The following is an 18,274-nucleotide window of genomic DNA, read 5'->3' as shown; positions in this document are numbered from 1 at the left end:
CGGGATGACGGTTTTTCAAATCGTCGGTAAATCTAAGTCAGTTTAGCTATAGCCAGTGTAGGTCAAGCTAATATATGACAATTATCTGCTCGATGAAAACGAAATTAAATACATTTTTAATATTTTTATAGAAATCTATTAGTATAGATCTATATGCTGTTCTAATGGCTATTTTTAAATGCTTAATACTCCTCTTCATTATTTCTTGCACACACCTGCCTACTAAGCAACATCTCACTAATATAGGCAACGAAGATCATCATGATATAGGTGAGCACGATTATTCGTTGCAGCAATACAACACCTCTTTGGAGATTAATGAACCGGCAATACCAGAAATTATGCCTTTACCAATAGAGTTTCCCGATCTCACAATCAGTAATCAGCTTATTTCTATTAATGTTAGTGAAGAAGTATCAGTAAAAGATTTGCTGATTGAGATAGGAAAACTTTCTGACGTTAACTTGGATATAGACCCAAAAATATCAGGTAATATTATTTTAAAGCTAAAAGATAAGAATATAAATGAAGTAATTCAGAGTATAGCAAATAGCGCCAAATTGCGTTACTCAACAAGCAATGGTGTAATTAGAATTGAGCAGGACTTGCCATACACGCAAAATTATTACGCAGACTTCATTAATATTCAACATTCTGCTCAAAGCAGTTTCGTCATTAGTAACAATATTACTAACAGTGATGGAAGTCACACTGATAGGGACTATAACAATGTTATGAAGTCTCAATACAGTAGTGACTTATGGAATTCATTAGAAAAAGGCTTGAATGCAATAATGGATGTTAACGGGGTGGATGATGGCGAATTCCTTTCATCCAACAGAGAAGCTGGTGTTATTATTTTGAATGCTAGAAAAGATATCCATAAAGCTGTTGAAGAATATATTAATAAGGTTAAGAAATTAGCGTCTTCTCAAGTAATGATAGAGGCAAAAATAGTTGAAGTTGTGTTAGATGACAAATATCTTTCTGGTATAAACTTAAATGACTTACGCGATGGAACTAAGTCTATAATAAATCAAGATAACTCCATTATTAACCTAGCAATGAACTTTGGTGCGAGTGATCTAGGAGATTTAGTAAGAAATTTAGACAAATTTGGCACTTCAACTGTAATTTCAAGCCCCAGAGTACATGCTATAAATAATCAGCAAGCGATGATTTCATTTACTAAAAACCATATTTATTTTACTTCCGACATACAAAAAGATACTAGAAATTCTAATCAGACCTTAATTACCAAGATGAATAGTGTTCCAATAGGTGTTGTGCTAATAATCCACCCAAGCATTAACATTGATACTAGTGAAATATTCATGGATATACATCCAACTTTATCAAGAATTAACGGCTACATTAAAGATCCAGATATAGAGTACATCGCACAGCAGAGTAAAATGAAATTAAATAGCGACATTCCAATTGTTGAAATCAGAGAAATGAACTCTATGTTAAAAATTAAGAGCGGTGAAATTATGGTAATCGGCGGGCTTATAGAACATAGGGAAGATAAGCAAAGCTTTAAAGCTACATTACATCAGAAGTCAAAAAGGCTAGCGAATAACATTAGAACAGTAGAAACTGTCATTTTTTTAAAAGCAACAATCGTACCAACATTTGGTTTGTTAGATAGAAAAGATAAGAATTTATATATATATTAAATCACTACTAAAAATTAAATATCAAACCAACTTCAATATTATGAGTGGATATGTCATCTGCAACAGGTATCGGAACGCTAAAGTAACGATAGCCGAGAAAGGTTTTGACTTCTGGGATTATTGAATAGTTAATACCAAGCTTTATTTGATAAGCAAACCAAGGAACATTAAGTGGCATTGAACTTTGGGGTGATCCATTAATTCTTTTTAATCTAAAAACTGTTGGTCCTATACCAAGGCCGATGTATGGAGCAAATTGCGTATCCTGAAAGCTGGGATTATAATATAAGTTTAACAAAAACGCAAATATACTTGCTGATTTATCAAATACCAGAGGAGAATTACTATTTTCAATATTGGCTCTAGAATACATGGCTTCAAAATCAACTCGGCCATTTTCTCCAGCATAGTAACCTAAAGATATGCTGTTAACCCATTGGAAATCAATTTTACCATTAAATTCTTTTATGCTTTTAATTTCATTTGCCACTATATTTTTTATCATAAAACCATAATGACTTTCAACTAAAGTTAGGACTCTCTCCCCTATTGCCTTTATACCCTTTACAAATGTTTCTGAATTATCATGGTATACCTTACCACCGTTAGCACTAACATAAAAATCAAGTTTTTTTGATTTTTCTTTTGTAGGCTGCTCATTATCAGCTTGATCTGCAATACGTGACCACATATTTTTCTGATCAGCTACTTGGAGAATAGAAGGTTGTTCAGTAGGACTACTTTCAAGTTCTTGATATTTTAAATCATTTATTAGTATTTTTTTCTCAGTAACCTCTTCAGAATGCATTACATCTTCATTATTGTCCGTTTCTAGTTTTAAGAGTTGTACTTGCTCAATGTGTGTATTACTAATATAAGTAATAAAAAAATAGACACATGGAATGAAAATCAAAAATAAAGTAATAGATATTTTAGTTATCACAAATGAACCCATAATTATCATTTATAGTATAACTACTATATCATATATTTCTTTAATGTACAAAAATTAAGAAAGAATATTTCCAATTAGATAATTATTTTCCACTCCTTTAACATTAACTTTCACAATACTCTTGGCTTGAGCTTTTGATTCAAGCTTTACTAATGCAAAATTTTCTGTTCTACCGACATTATTTTGCTCAACCAGAACGCTTTGTTCAGTGCCTATCAAAGATTGATAAAAGCTACTCATCATTTCTCTATTCATTTCTCTTAAATTTTTTACTCGTTCTTTACGCACATTCTCTGGTACTTGTGGCATTCGTGCAGCAGGTGTATTCTTCCGCTCTGAATATGGAAAAGCATGTAGGTAAACTATATTTGTTTTTTTCAGTAAATCAACTGTATCCTGAAACATTTCATCAGTTTCTGTTGGAAATCCAGCAATAATATCAGCGCCAAATGCTATATTAGGCCTCAAGCTCTTCATTTTATGACAAAATTCTATTACTTGTTCTCTGTTGTGACGACGCTTCATTCTCTTTAGTATTAAATTATTACCAGATTGTAGACTCAAATGTAAATGAGGCATAAGTCTTGACTCATTAGCTATTAAATCCATTAATTCGTCGTCAACTTCAGCAACATCGATAGAGGAAAGTCTTAGCCTCTTCAACTCTGGTATATCTTTTAAAACTCTCCTAATCATTGAACCAAGTGATGGCTTGGCAAACAAATCTGTACCAAAGTCAGTAATATCAACACCTGTAAACACTACTTCTTGATATCCATTTTCTACAAAGATCCTAATTTGCTCTATAATACTGTTTATTGGCACAGATTGATTATTCCCTCTTGCCTCAGTAATTGAGCAAAATGTGCAGCTATGATTACAACCATTTTGAATTTCAATAAATGCCCTTGATTTATCTTCAAATCCATTAATTAGAACAGGTTCTGATTTGTTTACTTGGTTATCACTGACTAAGATTTTATCGTCATTTAGTAAGTAATTTTCAGCTTTTAGCTTATCTTGATTACCGAGCACTTTACTTACACCAGGAATGCTACTGTAAACTTCTGGATCCAACTGAACAGCACAACCAACTACGATAATTTCTTTACTTGGGTCGTTTTTATAGATCTTACGTATTTTTTGCTTTACTTGGCGTTCTGCTTCGTTTGTCACTGCACAGCTATGTACCACAACAACATTTTTTCTTTCTGCTTTTTTTAATGCTTCTTTGATTAACTCACTCTCGTAAAAATTTAGACGACAACCAAATGTTATCACTTCATTCATGCTAGTATTTTTTAGACCTTACAATTTAAATTATATCACACATCCAAGCAAAGTCTCTTGCATGACCATTGTTTTGGTAGATAAATGCTATGCAAGCAGCAGACACTGGGATGGCTTTGTTGCATAGCAACGTAAGTTTTTTCCAGAGTAAATAATTTTATGCGACTATTTCAAATTTAGGCATACCAATTACGTTGCAAATATCATTTTATAAACCCGACTGTTTGTCTCAAACCTATTCTGAACAGATGGGTTATTATATGTATCAAAATTACCACTTTGTTGCTGTAAATATTGTTGCCACCCTGCATTTTGGCCCAATTTCATACCAATTTTCTATGGCTTCGTTGATATCATGAAAAATATTTCCTCTTTTTTCTAGAAACTTGTTATATTCGTTTTGGTTACTGACTCTCATTTTTTGTGGCATATTTATCCTTAAATCGTCATTTTATAATGAATTTAGTCAGTAATCACTAGTTTTTCTGAACGCTATGCAACAAAGCCACCCCAGTGTCATGCTACTTGAATGACAAGAAAAAACCCACTGGGATAACAAGATTGAGATAGACTAGAAATTAAACGCTACTCCAGCTTCTGCACCAACAGTGCTGTAAAGAACTTTGAGTTCCCCTTTGCCGTCTTTGTCAGTTTTATCAAAGTTAGCACCATAAGAACCGAAATAGCGAGCTCCAGCGTAAAGTTTGACTTCTGGAGTTACATCGTAACTAACACCAGCTCTTGCTTGACCAGCAAAAGCAAATTTACCATTTTGACTACTCACAGCAGTTGCCAAAGGTGTGCTAATATACGCTGCACCAACACCAACACCAACATATGGAGTGATAGGCATGTCTTCAATCGCTACATCGTAATAAACGTTAACTAATCCTGAAATTGCTGTTAAGCTTTCTGCAACTGTATCACCTACTACATCTGCATCTTTATTCAACCATGAGTAAAGTCCTTCAACGTCAACCCTGATGTCGTCCATTTTATAACCAAACGCACCACCGCCAGCTATAAAAGATGCTTTTAAGGGACTATTATTGTCTGTGCCTGATTTATGTGCAATACCATCAACTTTTGTGAAAAGAGGTAAAATTTCACCGTTGTATTGCAAACGAACGTAGTAGCTAGTTTCTTCATCACTTATTGGACCAACAGGATCTGAGAAAGCAGAGTTTGATAAACTTAGCAACGTTGCTAAAGCGGCTGCTGAAAAAAACTTTTTATAATGCATAATTGTCCTCGTAAAAAAAAATTAAAATTCCACTTTAGCAGTCTAAGTAACAACTAAAGTTAAGTCAAGTGCTAACTTAATAACACAAAATATTCTACATTTTAACTAATTTTTAGGAGAAGACAAAGATTTTATTAATGAATAAATAGAGTTACACGACTTTTGATTTTTTGGTATAGCTAACATAGGTAAGATTTACTATCGAAAGACCTCGTCATTCCGCTGCTTGTTAGCGGATGAGATACCGTGACGGTATGACGTAGGACTGCTGTCATTCCGCCACGTGTTAGCGGGATCTAGAGATACCGTGACGGTATGACGTAGGACTTGCTGTCATTCCGCTACGTGTTAGCGGCTGAGATACCGCGAATGAATCGCGGTATGACGGTTCGTGGCAGCAGACGATAACCTCATCATCCCGCTACATGTTAGCGGATGAGATACCGCGAATGAACCGCGGTATGACGTAGGGCTGTGCTAGCTATAGGTGCATTATATGAAGAAGTACTGGCGTTAGAAATATTAAAAAAGAAATACTTACACTAAAAGAAACTTCAGTAGTAAATTCAAAAAGGAAGTTTAAACCCAGGTGGTAAACCCATCATACCTGCAAGATCAGAAGTTGCATTTGCCATATCTTCTTCTGCTTTTTTAACGGCATCATTAAACGCTGCTGTTACTAAATCCTCTACTATATCTTTTTCCTCATTTCTCATAAGTTCTAAGTCTATGTTCACCTTTTTAGCTTTATAGCTACCTATTTTTATGACTTCCACTAATACAGAAACTTTGCCACCACCAGAAATACCTTGAAACTCTTTCCCAACATATTTTTCTTGAGCTTCTGCAAGCTTTTTTTGCATCTCTTGCGCTTGTTTCATTATTTGACTAAAATCCACAACTTACTCCTTATTTTCTATATTAACTACTTTTGCACCTTTAAATGTATCAAGTATATCCTTAACTGCAGGTGCATAATTTAAATTACTCACTTCCCTATTTATATAACCCGTATCAACTGTAATAACCCACTCCTGCTGAGTCACCTGGTTTAAGTAATTTTTTAAATCATTGCAAAAATTACTATCCAACTTAGATACAGCTTTTAATTTTAAATATCCAGGTTTACAATCTATTAATTGTAGATTATTACACAGTTGTTTGTAAAGATAAATTTGGTTACTCCGCCTTAATAGTTGCAAAACTTTGTCAAAATCATAATTTTGTTGCTGTTCATTTCCTATACTATGCGTATTTCCCTGCTGTGCATTCTGCGAAAGAATTTTTTTGACCACTTGCTCCGGAGAAGGCAGATCAGAAAGATAACAGAGGCTAATTAACATCATTTCAGCAGCAACATCGTTGCATGTTGAAGTTTTTATATCTTGAATACCTTTAAGCAACACCTTCCACAATCTCGAAAAAAATATTAAAGACTTCTTTATACTTAAATCTTTTATCCTGTTCTTTTCATACTCTGTAACTGCATTATCAATTTCTTTTGTAATCAAAAAACGGCATACTAACTGAATTGTTTGCAATAGACCTTCAAAAATACTAAGTGGGTTTGCTGTTTTTATCGCCTTGTCAAACACTGATAGAGCTTTCTGTAAATCACCTTCTAATATTGCTCCTAATAGATCGAATATAATATCTTTATCCACTAGGCCAAGTATGTCTATCACATTTTTAGTGGATATTGCACCATCTTTGCTATATAGCACTGCTTGATTCATCAAAAACAAGGCGTTACGCATTGAATTTCCAGAATGTCGTGCAATTAACTCTAATGCCCCCTTTTCAATGGAATAACTCTCTTTTTGTGCAACATCATTTAAACGTTCTACTATTTTAGCTACAGGAATGTTGTGTAAATCAAATCTTTGACAACGTGCAATAATAGTTATTGGTATCTTTTTTATTTCTGTAGTTGCTAAAATGAATTTTACACTAGAGGGTGGCTCTTCTAGGGTTTTAAGTAATGCGTTAAATGCACTGCTGGATAACATGTGTACTTCATCTATAATGTAGACTTTGAATTTAGAGCTTATAGGTGAATAGCAAATATCTCCCAGGATTACTTTAACATCGTCAATGCTAGTGTGACTTGCTGCATCAATTTCAATCACATCTGGATGGCTTGAATTTTTTATTGCTAGACAATTTTCACATGATCCGCAAGGTTCAAAAATTGGCCCCAGGGAACAATTCAAACATAAAGCTATTATCCTTGCAGTGGTGGTTTTACCAACTCCACTACTACCAGAGAGCAGTATAGACTGTGGGATTTTGTTTAAAATAAAAGCATTTTCTAATACACGCACTAATATATCTTGACCTACTAGATCTTTAAAGCTACTAGGACGATGTTTTAATGCTATATTCATAGCCTCTGATAAAACAAATAAGAAATAGGTATGCAACCCAAAAAGGTTCTGATATGGCTGCTTCATTTCTGATCTGACCAAATTACAGAGTTTTTGCCTGCATACCTTATAAAATATTATACTTTTTTTTTTATTTAGCAAGGTATATCCTATATTAGTCTTATAATTTATATGTTAGACCTTTTGCAACATTACTTTGGAGTAAACAACTGTTACCTAAAATACTCTTCTCTTGTCATTCCAACTTGGATCCAGAGAAAAAAGATGTGGATTTCAGTGTCACACACTGGAATAACAACCTATAGGTACTGGGATAACAAAAGAGGAATATTATGATTTTATATCATTTTCCTCTTTGTCCATTTTCACGAAAAGTTAGAACTTTTCTAAAAGAAAAAAAATTAGGCTGCGATCTAGTGTATGAAAATCCGTGGGAAAAACGGAATGAATTTATGGAGATCAATCCAACTGGGCAAGTACCAGTATTAATAGATAATAACTTTGTAATAGCGGATAGTAATGCCATTTGTGAATATATAGAAGAGACTTACAATAGCGACGTCAAATTACTTGGTTCATCCACTATTATTAAGTCTAAAATACGCGCTCTAATCAATTGGTTCGACAACAAATTTTACAATGAAGTTACTAAGTATATTATGAATGAAAAAGTAATTACTAACCGCAGCCCTGACTCTAGATTTCTTCATGCAGCTCAGCATAACCTGCCTTGCCATATGGAATACATCGAACACTTAATTAACAAGAACGTTTGGCTTGCAACTGATAAGTTCACTTTGGCTGATATTGCTTTAGCATCGCATATTTCCGTAATGGATTATGTAAGTAGTTTTCCATGGGAAAAAAGTAAAATTTTAAAAGAATGGTACTCCATTGTTAAATCAAAGCCTTGTTTTCGTGAGATATTATTAGAGAGAGTTTCCGGTTTAACCCCTCCTAAACATTACGCTGACCTTGATTTTTAACTTATGTTAGCTTTAAAGCTACAGTCATTCCTTCATCAGTTGGAATCAATATAGAGAAATATTTCTTTTCATCTGATAATCTATTATTAAACTCCCTCATAGCATGCCATGATTTTTCTGATACTTCTTTTGGAGGCGATTCTAAAAATACTGTATTAAATAATAGAGTGTTATCTGCAACGATTAGCCCATCTTGTTTAATGTATGACTCTGCCCAATCTAAATACTTAGGATAACTACTTTTGTCAGCATCGATGAATATCATGTCAAATGGTGCCTTTGCTGATAATTCATTAATTTTTTCCAATGCATCACCTTCTATTAGAGTAATTTTATCACTTAGATTAAAAGCACTAAAATTTTTTTTTGCTATTCTTGAGTGTTGAGGATTATTTTCTATTGTATATATATGACCGTCTTTCAGTAGAGCTTTTGCCATGCAAATCGACGAATAACCGTATAACGTGCCAATCTCAACAATACTTTTGATTTTATGGATTTTTATAAATAAACTTAATAGCTTTCCTTCTTCAGGGCCAATCTGAATATGTTGCTTTTTTTCAAGAATACAATATTCTTCTATTTTTTTATATTCTTTTGCAAATAGATTTCTTATATATGATAATTTTATACTAAAATTATTACGCATTACGTTTTATATTATAAATTAGGGAAGCTTAATTCATACACAGTTTATAAATATAATAATATAGTTTAAAATAATAAAAACATTTATTTTAAGTTATTATTTCATAGTATAAAATTTTAAGTGACAAAAATTATTATATATCGTACTATGGTTAACTAGTATAATAAACAATCGATTATTATACTAGAATTAAAGGGATTGTTTATGCGCATTTCTCTTTTTAAAATATAATTTTTATAATCAATTAGAGGGGGTTATATGTCTTATACTATTGCTAGTGAAGTTGAAACGTTAAACAAAAAATCTAACAAGAATGAAGGGGTTATGTTACTACATAATCCAGCTTATCGTGAAAAGTATAAAGAACGTTTTAATGAAGCTCAGAGAAAAGTTATGGATATGGTTCAGTTTTATGATGGGACAATAGTATTAATAGAGAATAAAATCGCTATGTATTACTACACTTGGCACAGTAAAAAAAGAGAGTTTGAGCGTAAAAAACAACAAACAGTAGTGAAAAACAATGACTCAGCATAGAGTCTTTTATATGGTAAGCTACAGTGGTATTACTTCACTATAGCTTTTCCATATAATTTATCTATCACATCAGTAAGATATTTCAGCTCTTTATACCCTTCATGTTTAACTTTATTATGCTCTATATATGACTTACCATCATCGTTAAGCTTGATGAAAAATATTGGAGTGGCTGTGATACCAAGTTTATTGATTGCCAGTGATTTATCATTTACGATTTTATCCATAATTTTCTTATCATTAATGCATTGGTTAAATGCATCTTGCTTTAAGTTGCTTAGTGCAGCAATTCTTTGTAGTAAAGTCAAATCACTTAAATTGTAGTAATTCCACGAATCTATTGAGTTAAAAACAGCTTTGTTAAAATTAAAGTAGTCTTCTTGTTTTTCGTAGCAATGACTTAGCATTGCAGCCTTTAGCCCTCTGTAATCCAAAGGAAAATGACGAAATATATATAACATCTTACCTGTGTCTATATATTTCTCTTTAATTTTAGGAAAAACATTCTTATGAAAAAGAGAGCAGTGATAGCAAGTTAATGAAGCATATTCTATCATTAGAATTGGTGCTTTTGGATCTCCTAATAATTTATCATCAGGTAATAGTGATAGTAACTCCTTTGATGTTATTTCATTAGTTTCTTTTTGAATATGTTGGTTACTGGATTTAACAACTGCATAAGAATTAACACTCATAAGAATTAGTAAAAACAATAGTCTGAAAATCATTACAATACAAACACTTAACTTACTAAAAAAATTACATATTTATATTAATAATGTCAAGATAACTTTTGTTTAGCAAGGCTTTCAGCCCTATCTTTAAATGCAGCAATTATTTTACTCTGTGTATATTTATATACTGAGTTTAATAAAGTGGAAAATGAGTTGGACTTAAACTTAAACTCTATATAAAACTTTACCATAGTTTTATTTTCATCTATGGGAATGAATTGCCATTCATTGTATAGATGTTTAAATATTCCATTTGATGATACAGCTTTTATCCAACCTTCATTTGTTCCACTTGGAGAAAGAAAGGTTACTTCTGATGTGTACTTTCCTTTAATTCCATGAAAAACTGCGAGAAGATCCACAACCATTTGGTTGTCAATTTTTTCTTTTATATAAACGGCTTTGCACCAAGGAACAAAATCAGGATACCTTTCAACATCAATTACAATTTGGAATACTTCATTAGGCGAACATAGGAAGGTACCTTGTTCTCTGCATTGATGAAGCATAAATTTAGTACCAATCAAAAAAGGATCCGTATCTACCGTCAGCCTTAGTAGATTCCTGAGACCTGAAGTTAAGGTGGGCATCGCATATTAGTTTCAACGAAACCAGCAGAGGCAATTCCCTTCTCTAGAAATTATCGCTCGGGAAATTTAACTTAACTCATAACGCATAGCACAGACCCTTACTTGAATTATAGATGATTTACACAGGGCATGTCTATAGGTATATTAAAGTCAGCGATTATTATTTAATCTTTATTAAATTTTGCATTTTAAGTATTATAGTTTATCTTATGAACATTACTAAAGTTTTAATCATTATTGTTTTTATTGCAATTTCTTCAAGAGCTTACACTAGTTGTACAGATCACAAAATTTTTGTGCATACTATGAAGCAACAAGTGGATGGTATATCTACAAAAGGAAATAGAAAAAACCTAGGGCATGTACACGAAAAGCTTCAGGAGGTCATTCAGAATAATGTTAACCTCAAAGGAATATCGCAATTCGTTATAGGAAAACATTGGGCTTTAGTTAAACAAAAAGAAAAAGAAGATTTTTTAAGAGAGTATGAAGTGTATCTTACGCGTTTGTGCGTTAAAATTTTATATAAATACATGCATGATAGTGAAATGATCATAATGAGTACAAAAGCAGTTGACGATGAAACTTGCTTAATTGGTACAAGATTTTCTTACGGTGATGAAGAATTTACAAATATTGATTTTAAAGTTACTAAAAATAACAGTTCTTTCTTGATAAGTGATGTTGTAATGAGTGGAATAAGTATTGCTATTAATCAACGTTCTCAATTTAGTGAAAAAATCGACACGCATGGCATAGCAAGCGTTATAGCTGAATTAAAATGCAATACAATCCATGATATATATGCCTCATTGGCCTAAACCGCTTGGTAGTAGACCAAAGGATTTTTCTCTTGATCGCATAAAAAGCTTTCTAAATAAATTGGACAATCCTGAGAAAAAAATGCCTCCCGTAATTTATATAGCTGGGACTAACGGGAAAGGCTCAACACTAGCATTTATAAGATATATAATGCAAGCAGCAGGGTATAAGGTCCATGCATACACTTCTCCACATTTGGTGAATTTTAATGAAAGAATAGTTATTGCAGGCAGTTATATCGACGATAATGAATTATATAGCTTATTAGAAGAATGCCGTGCCGTGATTGCAGAACAACCTATCACTCTGTTTGAAGCTGCAACTATTGCAGCTTTTTTAGCTTTTTCTCGTCATAAAGCCGATATTACTTTAGTTGAAGTAGGTATGGGCGGAAGACTTGATGCAACAAATGTTATAGATAGTCCGATTTTAACAATAATTACTTCCATTGCCCTTGATCATACAGAATATCTTGGCCCTACTGTAGAAATTATAGCAGGTGAAAAGGCTGGAATAATGAAACCTAATGTTCCTTGCGTAATAGCACCACAAGAAAAGTCTGTGATGAGTACACTAGAATTCCATGCAATAAATAAGAAATCTCCTCTATATAGAGGAGGTCTTGAATGGAATTGCAAAAAAAAGAACAACAAAATGGTTTTCCAATCAGCTATTCAATCAATAGAATTTCCTTTGCCATCTCTGAAGGGTGAACACCAAATAATCAATGCAGGAAACGCCATTGCAGCATGTAGTATTTTAAGTGGAAAATATGGATTTGATATTGGAGAAGAGGATATCACTTCAGGTTTACAGCGTACCTACTGGCCTGCACGACTAGAGCTAATAAAAGAGGATAATTTAATTTCCCTACTACCGAAAGATTGGCAATTATTTTTAGATGGTGCGCACAATAATGACGGTGCTAGAGTGCTATCTCAGTGGGTAAAAGATAATTTTGCTGAAGGTATCTATATAATTTTTGGTGTTACTCGTAACAGAAATGTGGCAGAGTTCTTAGAGCACTTAAAGCCATATATCAAGCTACTATGTGCGGTTTGTGTTAAGTCTGAACCTAAAGCAACAAATACAAATTTGATTAGGGAAAAAGCCAATAACATAGGAATAAAAGCAGTTGAATGTGAATCAATTGGCGATGCAATATCAAATCACATATTAAAAGCCTCTATCCAAAACATCAAAACCATACTAATCTGTGGCTCATTGTTCCTAGCTAGAGACTTCGCTATGGAGAATAACTAACTTTGATGATATGTGAGCATTAACTGACCGATGGGGAAATAACTTTGATTGCTCATAGTACTGCTTGGTTGTTCGTCATCAACTTCTACAAGTGGACCATCACCTTTAAATTGCTCCTCAATTGAATTTATAGTCGTCTTTTTGAGAATATAATTACTTGCAGCATTGAAAACAGGTGAAGTAACAATTAAAAGCTTGAATGGTAATGAAAGTAATAAGCCGGATAACATCATAGAGTTAGTTATACCAAAGCCGTTGGCAACTAAATCTAATCCCACACCGAAAAACATTAAAGATGTACAGATTATGTTGCTCAAAATAAATGAATTTTTTAGCCACTTTAATTTAGTCCTATCACTCTTTGAAAAATTTTCGCATTCTTGGTCAAAGTAAAACAATAATAAAATATTAGTCTGATTATTAAACTCTTTTCCATTTCTAGTATAGATGCTCTTGATAGCTGAACTCAAAATAAATCCTGCTAACAAGGGAGCAAGAAAACCTACTGCTATTGGTACATTACAAGAAATACCATTAATGATTAAAAATGCAATTGATGTGAAGAATACTAAAAGACTTCCTAAGAGATGTGAATAAGAAGAATATTTTGAATAAGCAGTTACATTATTGTTAATTGACTGCTGCTTATTATAGAGTTTATTTCTGTGCTTATCATCTAAGTATTTTTGCAATTCTTCATAACTGCGACTCCACAACTTACCGCGTAATTCTTTTATTAAATTATTTCTTTTATTGAGACCTTTCTCCAACGGCTCTATTATAAATTCTTCAAAAAATGGCTTATTTAATGCAATAACCTTAAATTTCTCCTCCGCTTCTTTATTGTTTGGGTTTTTATCTGGGTGATATTTTAACGATAATTTACGATATTGTTCACTAAACTTTTTATTAATATTCTCAATGCCAGAATTTACCACATCCTTCTTCTGAATACCAAACATTAAAAAAAACCGCTTAAAAGCGTGATACTCATTTTCATTCAAAATCTTTCTAGCCATATTACACCTACAAATTAACTAACTATTAATGTTCTATAATATACATATTTCCAAACTATGTCAATTATTTCATCAATATCTCTGGTAAAAATTATTTCTGTTATGACTAGCATGATAAGTGTATGAAGCGACTAAAATTGTCATTACAGCGCTTAGTGTACGACAGTGCTCCAACATTTAGGGTTGCAGTTTACTTGTAAGCAAGCAAACTGAGTTGGTGAGTATAAAAGTATAGCTTCTACGTCATAACGCCGCGGTATCTCTAGATCCCGCTAACAAGTAGCGGGATGACGAGATGCCACCGCGAACCGTCATACCGCGATTCATTCGCGGTATCTCTTAGCCGCTAACAAGCAGCGGAATGACGAATTTGTCGTCATGCTGCCGCGAACCGTCATACCGCCGCGGTATCTCAGCCGCTAACAAGTAGCGGGATGACGGTTGTCGTTTAGCTATAAATATTTAAGAAATTTACCAAACGAAAAAAAAGGCAAAGAAATCCCGTGGTAATTAGTGTTCACTCCCTAATCCTGCAAATTGGCGTACTATACTGTCTTAAACGACTTATAAGCGCGTTTCAGCTTATATAGGCAAAAACCTAGAAATGTTGTGAAGACATAGGATGCACATAGTGCAAAAAATTAAAAATAAGACGCCAACTACGTTGTTTTTTTGCTGTTTAATCTGCACAGATGAAGATAACTGAATACCTTCAGTACCATGATAAGAGGGCTGGCGGAGTTTGTCAAGGAATTTTTTCGTTTCTATGTTGTCAGCTACTTGGATTTGCCACCTGTTAATTACAACGTTCGTACAGATGTATGCTTGACATAGGATCCAGAAAATTTAGTTATATATAGGAAAATCTGATTTGACTACACCAACTCACGTTCAGCAAAAAAGAAAGCTATCTCCTTACGAGCATTTTCTAGACTATCCGAGCCGTGAACTCTATTTTCACTAATGTCATCAGCAAAATCACCCCTGATTGTACCTTTATCTGCCTGCTTTGGATCGGTAGCTCCCATGATTTGTCTGTATTTACTTACTGCATTTTCACCAACTAAAACTTGAACTATCACAGGACCAGAAGTCATAAACTCTACCAATTCCCCAAAAAAAGACCTATCTTTATGAATTTCATAAAACAGCTCTGCTTGTTTTTTTGTCAGTAACATCATTTTTTGTGCTATAATTTTGAGCCCAGAGCTTTCAATGTATGAATTTATCTTGCCTGTAATATTATTTTTTACTGCATCAGGTTTTAATATCGAAAGTGTTCTCTCAATTGCCATATTATCTCCTTATATAAAATAGTATATTTATAGATTTATTTTATTGTAAATTTTGATTTGATAAAAGCAGTTTTTTATTTATAGTTAAGAATAAACCATCAAGGGAGTATTGTATGCATACTTGTTGTAAAAAAACTAATGAAAAACCTGAATCTACTACCAAACAACTGGTTGAAACTGAATCTACTGCTAAAAAATTGGTCAATAACTTGAAATCGTCAATTTTTTGTGGAGCAAAAGGGTTTTTAACTTTTAATTTGGCTTTTTTAAGTTATTTAGAATATGGTATGTGTGACCATATTCTACAAAAGCAAGGAAAAAGTAATAATCAATACACGGAGCTAAAAAAAGGCGCTGCCTTTGCAATAAAAAGAAACACTATTCCATTTCTTGAAATGGCTATCATAGTGCCATTTGTTTGTTTTGCGCTGCCAGCTATGGTAGGTAGTATAAGTCTTATGCAGTGTGCGCTTATATGTGCTGCATTGATGGTTACAACATGCTTTTTTGTAAGAACTTTTCACGTGCGTGAGTGGTCACTAGAAAAATGGACCAAACATAGTACACAAGAAATAGATGGGCAATTTAAGAAAGATACTATAAAATTTCCTATCTTTGATCAAAATAGAAAGCATATTGAGTATAATTCGCCTAACTCAGGGCGACCACTGGATGAAACAAGTAGCACCTCTCTTTTCGTTAAAGTTTTACTTTTTCCCCTCAAGGTTCTTCTGAATGTCCTGCAAAGTTGTATAATGCTATCTTTAGCTGCTGTTGAACTTCTTGAAACGGTACCAAGTCTTTTTGTCGATACATTTTTCGATTGGAACTTCACATCCACCAAGAGTAACCTGAAGAGATCAGGCCACTTATTGTATGCCAGTGTAAGAAATTTAGTGCCTATAACTAAATTTGATGAGTGTGTAGCTAATTTTATAGGCATCCCAGAAGTAACTTGTTGTAGTAGTGCGTAGGTGAAAAAGGCAGTTATCTTATTTAATCTTGGCGGGCCTGATTCACTAAATGCGGTCCGTCCTTTTTTATTCAACCTTTTTTATGACAGGAGAATAATCAATCTACCGAATCCCTTTCGGTTTCTTTTAGCAAAGTTTATATCTGCGAAACGAGAAAATACTGCACGAAAAATATACGAGGAAATCGGAGGTAAATCGCCAATTCTGGAGAATACAAAAATGCAAGCTAATGCTTTAGAACTAAAATTAAATGAAGATAGAAACCATGTACACAAGGTATTCATTTGCATGCGCTATTGGCATCCATTTGCTGACGAAGTTGTTAAAAGTGTAAAACAGTTTGATCCTGATGAAGTAATTTTGCTGCCACTATACCCTCAATATTCAACTACCACAACTTTGTCATCCATCGAAAATTGGCAAAAAAATGCTAAAAAGCATGGCCTAAAATGCAATACAAAAATAATTCATCATTATTATGACAATGAAAACTTTATTGAGGCTCATACTAACTTGATAGCCAAGTACTACAAATTAGCCAGCAGGATTGGTAAGCCAAGAGTCCTATTTTCAGCTCATAGCTTGCCCCTTAGCGTTATTAAAAAAGGCGACCCTTACGCTTCACAGGTAGAAAGAAGCGTAGAGTTAATAGTAGAAAAGTTAGCTATCAATAACTTAGATTGGTCAATATGTTATCAGAGTAAGATTGTTCCTGTAAAATGGCTAGAGCCAAGCACTGAAAGTGAGCTATCACGTACAAAAGCTGATGGTGTACCTGTAGTTTTATCACCTATATCTTTTGTTTCTGAGCATTCAGAAACTCTAGTTGAACTTGATATAGAATATAAAGCAATTATCAAGGATGGATATTATTTTCGCGTACCAACTCTCAGTATTGATTCCTTGTTTATAAAATGCTTAGCCGATTTATGCATAAATCACCCTTAAAGTCCTGATTTATAGGGCTTTTCTTCAAGGCTTTTATGTGATAGAATAAAAGGGAGTTATTATTTTGTTAACTATTTCATGCCAAACAAGCTAAAAAAGAAATCTAACATACTCGCACAAAAGGTGCATGATATTTATGATCATGATTTCAGGAAGGTAATCTGCATCACAACAGTTTTAACAGCCCTATTGTGTAAGATTTCACTGCAATTTTGCTGCGAGTTCATTGACAATAATAGATACAATATCTTTCTTATACGGAATGTTGCTCGACTAGTAAAGTTTCCGACATCTATTCTATATATTGCCCATTCTGCATTTACTCTACAGGATCTAATTAAGGATTACAGAAACCCTGAGAGTAAAAAAGAGCTGGCAAAAGTTGTGGGTAAATCGGCTAATCTTGCAAGCAGCATCATAGAAGCATTGATGATGTTGAAAGTCATCCATTTTTTTACTAGGGGTAATGGAGACGTAATAAGTCACATTCACTTAACATCAACGATCCTATTTCTGTTTATTTCAGAACCTATAAGCTACTATTATTCATGGAGAAAATACCTAGATAATAAGGATCCTGAAAAGTCTGCTAAGTGTAAGAAGGACCTTATTATCAGCACATTAACTTTGTCATTAGGTTTGTTAAACTTCATATTAAAAAGAATGGAGACTGCAACCATACCAATAAACTTAGGTAATGGTATAATCTATAATTTCAACTTAAGCGTAACAGTTAGCATAATATATAGTGCAGTATTTCTGGCAGTTCAGCTTGACAAATTGTTTCAACAACCTGTCAATGATGATCCTTCCACTGAACTTGATAATGCTGGCCATAACCATATTCAGCCCGGTAATGATGATAATGATCTGCCCGATGGCAACGCTGTGGGAATGTAAGGG

19 protein-coding genes, 2 other RNA genes and 1 pseudogene are annotated in these 18,274 nt (G+C 33.4%); 9 read left to right on the top strand and 13 right to left on the bottom strand.

The window, feature by feature from the left end; translation table 11 throughout:
- Positions 1–164 precede the first annotated feature (164 nt).
- Complete coding sequence (locus ABWU23_RS06800; protein WP_353270995.1) at positions 165–1,679, top strand: secretion system protein; 1,515 nt, start codon at positions 165–167, stop codon at positions 1,677–1,679.
- Positions 1,680–1,686: 7 nt separating this feature from the next.
- On the opposite strand, the gene ABWU23_RS06795 is transcribed toward ABWU23_RS06800, so the two are convergent.
- The 7 genes from ABWU23_RS06795 to ffs all read right to left on the bottom strand — a co-directional run bounded on the left by ABWU23_RS06795 (position 1,687) and on the right by ffs (position 7,664).
- Entirely contained in the window at positions 1,687–2,622 is a 936-nt protein-coding gene (locus ABWU23_RS06795) for an outer membrane protein (RefSeq protein ID WP_253309242.1), read from the bottom strand.
- Positions 2,623–2,688: 66 nt separating this feature from the next.
- The gene (gene mtaB / locus ABWU23_RS06790; RefSeq protein ID WP_253309241.1) at positions 2,689–3,924 is read right to left on the bottom strand and encodes a tRNA (N(6)-L-threonylcarbamoyladenosine(37)-C(2))-methylthiotransferase MtaB; all 1,236 of its coding nucleotides are present in this window, start codon (positions 3,922–3,924) and stop codon (positions 2,689–2,691) included.
- 271 nt (positions 3,925–4,195) lie between these two features.
- On the bottom strand, positions 4,196–4,354 hold the full coding sequence (locus ABWU23_RS06785) for a hypothetical protein (RefSeq protein ID WP_253309240.1): 159 nt from the start codon (positions 4,352–4,354) through the stop codon (positions 4,196–4,198).
- Positions 4,355–4,495: 141 nt separating this feature from the next.
- Positions 4,496–5,167, bottom strand: a complete 672-nt coding sequence (locus ABWU23_RS06780) for a P44/Msp2 family outer membrane protein (protein WP_353270994.1) — start codon at positions 5,165–5,167, stop codon at positions 4,496–4,498.
- A 566-nt stretch (positions 5,168–5,733) separates the two neighbouring features.
- A complete protein-coding gene (locus ABWU23_RS06775; protein ID WP_064125278.1) occupies positions 5,734–6,048 on the bottom strand; it encodes a YbaB/EbfC family nucleoid-associated protein in 315 nt (104 codons plus the stop codon).
- Positions 6,049–6,069: 21 nt separating this feature from the next.
- Positions 6,070–7,554 carry a DNA polymerase III subunit gamma/tau gene (gene dnaX, locus ABWU23_RS06770; protein WP_265016627.1) on the bottom strand — a complete coding sequence of 495 codons (1,485 nt, stop codon included), beginning with the start codon at positions 7,552–7,554 and terminating at the stop codon, positions 6,070–6,072.
- Positions 7,555–7,574: 20 nt separating this feature from the next.
- Positions 7,575–7,664: signal recognition particle sRNA small type (ffs, locus tag ABWU23_RS06765), an RNA gene on the bottom strand.
- Between the two features lie 61 nt (positions 7,665–7,725).
- On the opposite strand from ffs, the gene ABWU23_RS06760 reads away from it, so the two are divergent.
- Both ABWU23_RS06760 and ABWU23_RS06755 read left to right on the top strand, forming a co-directional pair.
- Positions 7,726–7,890 (top strand): hypothetical protein, encoded by a 165-nt coding sequence (locus tag ABWU23_RS06760; RefSeq protein WP_187297265.1) that lies wholly within the window; start codon positions 7,726–7,728, stop codon positions 7,888–7,890.
- Positions 7,887–8,540, top strand: a complete 654-nt coding sequence (locus ABWU23_RS06755; protein ID WP_064125276.1) for a glutathione S-transferase family protein — start codon at positions 7,887–7,889, stop codon at positions 8,538–8,540. The genes ABWU23_RS06760 and ABWU23_RS06755 overlap by 4 nt, the downstream gene beginning before the upstream one ends.
- A 1-nt stretch (position 8,541) precedes the next feature.
- Here ABWU23_RS06755 and ABWU23_RS06750 read toward each other — a convergent pair whose 3' ends face one another.
- A complete protein-coding gene (locus ABWU23_RS06750; RefSeq protein ID WP_253309236.1) occupies positions 8,542–9,189 on the bottom strand; it encodes an O-methyltransferase in 648 nt (215 codons plus the stop codon).
- 258 nt (positions 9,190–9,447) lie between these two features.
- Here ABWU23_RS06750 and ABWU23_RS06745 point away from each other — a divergent pair, with 258 nt between their 5' ends.
- Entirely contained in the window at positions 9,448–9,726 is a 279-nt protein-coding gene (locus ABWU23_RS06745; RefSeq protein ID WP_253309235.1) for a DUF2671 domain-containing protein, read from the top strand.
- Between the two features lie 29 nt (positions 9,727–9,755).
- Here ABWU23_RS06745 and ABWU23_RS06740 read toward each other — a convergent pair whose 3' ends face one another.
- From ABWU23_RS06740 to ssrS, 3 genes are all read right to left on the bottom strand, one after another.
- Positions 9,756–10,454, bottom strand: a complete 699-nt coding sequence (locus ABWU23_RS06740) for a DsbA family protein (RefSeq protein WP_253309234.1) — start codon at positions 10,452–10,454, stop codon at positions 9,756–9,758.
- A 53-nt stretch (positions 10,455–10,507) separates the two neighbouring features.
- Positions 10,508–10,969 carry a type II toxin-antitoxin system RatA family toxin gene (locus ABWU23_RS06735; RefSeq protein WP_253309233.1) on the bottom strand — a complete coding sequence of 154 codons (462 nt, stop codon included), beginning with the start codon at positions 10,967–10,969 and terminating at the stop codon, positions 10,508–10,510.
- Positions 10,970–10,988: 19 nt separating this feature from the next.
- Positions 10,989–11,150: non-coding RNA, 6S RNA (ssrS, locus tag ABWU23_RS06730), on the bottom strand.
- Between the two features lie 109 nt (positions 11,151–11,259).
- Between ssrS and ABWU23_RS06725 the strand changes: the two genes are divergently transcribed.
- On the top strand, positions 11,260–11,871 hold the full coding sequence (locus ABWU23_RS06725) for a phospholipid-binding protein MlaC (RefSeq protein WP_353270993.1): 612 nt from the start codon (positions 11,260–11,262) through the stop codon (positions 11,869–11,871).
- Positions 11,846–13,135 carry a bifunctional folylpolyglutamate synthase/dihydrofolate synthase gene (locus ABWU23_RS06720; protein ID WP_265045152.1) on the top strand — a complete coding sequence of 430 codons (1,290 nt, stop codon included), beginning with the start codon at positions 11,846–11,848 and terminating at the stop codon, positions 13,133–13,135. Before ABWU23_RS06725 ends, ABWU23_RS06720 begins: the two co-directional genes overlap by 26 nt.
- Before the next feature lie 812 nt (positions 13,136–13,947).
- On the opposite strand, the pseudogene ABWU23_RS07290 reads toward ABWU23_RS06720, so the two are convergent.
- Together ABWU23_RS07290 and ndk are read right to left on the bottom strand one after the other, a co-directional pair.
- Positions 13,948–14,097, bottom strand: a pseudogene (locus ABWU23_RS07290) (DnaJ domain-containing protein); the annotation flags it as partial.
- A 932-nt stretch (positions 14,098–15,029) separates the two neighbouring features.
- A complete protein-coding gene (gene ndk, locus ABWU23_RS06710) occupies positions 15,030–15,449 on the bottom strand; it encodes a nucleoside-diphosphate kinase (RefSeq protein WP_253309229.1) in 420 nt (139 codons plus the stop codon).
- A gap of 113 nt (positions 15,450–15,562) precedes the next feature.
- On the opposite strand from ndk, the gene ABWU23_RS06705 reads away from it, so the two are divergent.
- The 3 genes from ABWU23_RS06705 (at position 15,563) to ABWU23_RS06695 (ending at position 18,271) form a co-directional block, all read left to right on the top strand.
- Entirely contained in the window at positions 15,563–16,423 is an 861-nt protein-coding gene (locus ABWU23_RS06705; RefSeq protein ID WP_353270991.1) for a hypothetical protein, read from the top strand.
- On the top strand, positions 16,424–17,371 hold the full coding sequence (gene hemH, locus ABWU23_RS06700) for a ferrochelatase (protein WP_353270990.1): 948 nt from the start codon (positions 16,424–16,426) through the stop codon (positions 17,369–17,371).
- Between the two features lie 78 nt (positions 17,372–17,449).
- Entirely contained in the window at positions 17,450–18,271 is an 822-nt protein-coding gene (locus ABWU23_RS06695) for a hypothetical protein (protein ID WP_353270989.1), read from the top strand.
- Positions 18,272–18,274: the final 3 nt, after the last annotated feature.

It is taken from the genome of Wolbachia endosymbiont (group A) of Hedychridium roseum, from assembly GCF_964028325.1.
Lineage (GTDB): Bacteria > Pseudomonadota > Alphaproteobacteria > Rickettsiales > Anaplasmataceae > Wolbachia.
Note: the sequence above shows the minus strand (reverse complement) of the source record. Positions and strands in the feature narration are given on the sequence as shown.

Excerpts from the sequence above, each read along its gene's own strand:
- ABWU23_RS06705 (WP_353270991.1), top strand. The coding sequence starts at position 15,563 with ATGCATACTTGTTGTAAAAAAACTAATGAAAAACCTGAATCTACTACC.
- ABWU23_RS06755 (WP_064125276.1), top strand. The coding sequence starts at position 7,887 with ATGATTTTATATCATTTTCCTCTTTGTCCATTTTCACGAAAAGTTAGA.
- ABWU23_RS06725 (WP_353270993.1), top strand. The coding sequence starts at position 11,260 with ATGAACATTACTAAAGTTTTAATCATTATTGTTTTTATTGCAATTTCT.
- ABWU23_RS06785 (WP_253309240.1), bottom strand. The coding sequence starts at position 4,354 with ATGCCACAAAAAATGAGAGTCAGTAACCAAAACGAATATAACAAGTTT.
- ABWU23_RS06775 (WP_064125278.1), bottom strand. The coding sequence starts at position 6,048 with ATGAAACAAGCGCAAGAGATGCAAAAAAAGCTTGCAGAAGCTCAAGAA.
- ABWU23_RS06780 (WP_353270994.1), bottom strand. The coding sequence starts at position 5,167 with ATGCATTATAAAAAGTTTTTTTCAGCAGCCGCTTTAGCAACGTTGCTA.
- ABWU23_RS06800 (WP_353270995.1), top strand. The coding sequence starts at position 165 with ATGGCTATTTTTAAATGCTTAATACTCCTCTTCATTATTTCTTGCACA.
- ABWU23_RS06740 (WP_253309234.1), bottom strand. The coding sequence starts at position 10,454 with ATGATTTTCAGACTATTGTTTTTACTAATTCTTATGAGTGTTAATTCT.
- ndk (WP_253309229.1), bottom strand. The coding sequence starts at position 15,449 with ATGGCAATTGAGAGAACACTTTCGATATTAAAACCTGATGCAGTAAAA.
- mtaB (WP_253309241.1), bottom strand. The coding sequence starts at position 3,924 with ATGAATGAAGTGATAACATTTGGTTGTCGTCTAAATTTTTACGAGAGT.
- ABWU23_RS06745 (WP_253309235.1), top strand. The coding sequence starts at position 9,448 with ATGTCTTATACTATTGCTAGTGAAGTTGAAACGTTAAACAAAAAATCT.
- dnaX (WP_265016627.1), bottom strand. The coding sequence starts at position 7,554 with ATGAATATAGCATTAAAACATCGTCCTAGTAGCTTTAAAGATCTAGTA.
- ABWU23_RS06695 (WP_353270989.1), top strand. The coding sequence starts at position 17,450 with ATGCCAAACAAGCTAAAAAAGAAATCTAACATACTCGCACAAAAGGTG.
- ABWU23_RS06750 (WP_253309236.1), bottom strand. The coding sequence starts at position 9,189 with ATGCGTAATAATTTTAGTATAAAATTATCATATATAAGAAATCTATTT.
- ABWU23_RS06735 (WP_253309233.1), bottom strand. The coding sequence starts at position 10,969 with ATGCTTCATCAATGCAGAGAACAAGGTACCTTCCTATGTTCGCCTAAT.
- ABWU23_RS06760 (WP_187297265.1), top strand. The coding sequence starts at position 7,726 with ATGTTAGACCTTTTGCAACATTACTTTGGAGTAAACAACTGTTACCTA.
- ABWU23_RS06720 (WP_265045152.1), top strand. The coding sequence starts at position 11,846 with ATGATATATATGCCTCATTGGCCTAAACCGCTTGGTAGTAGACCAAAG.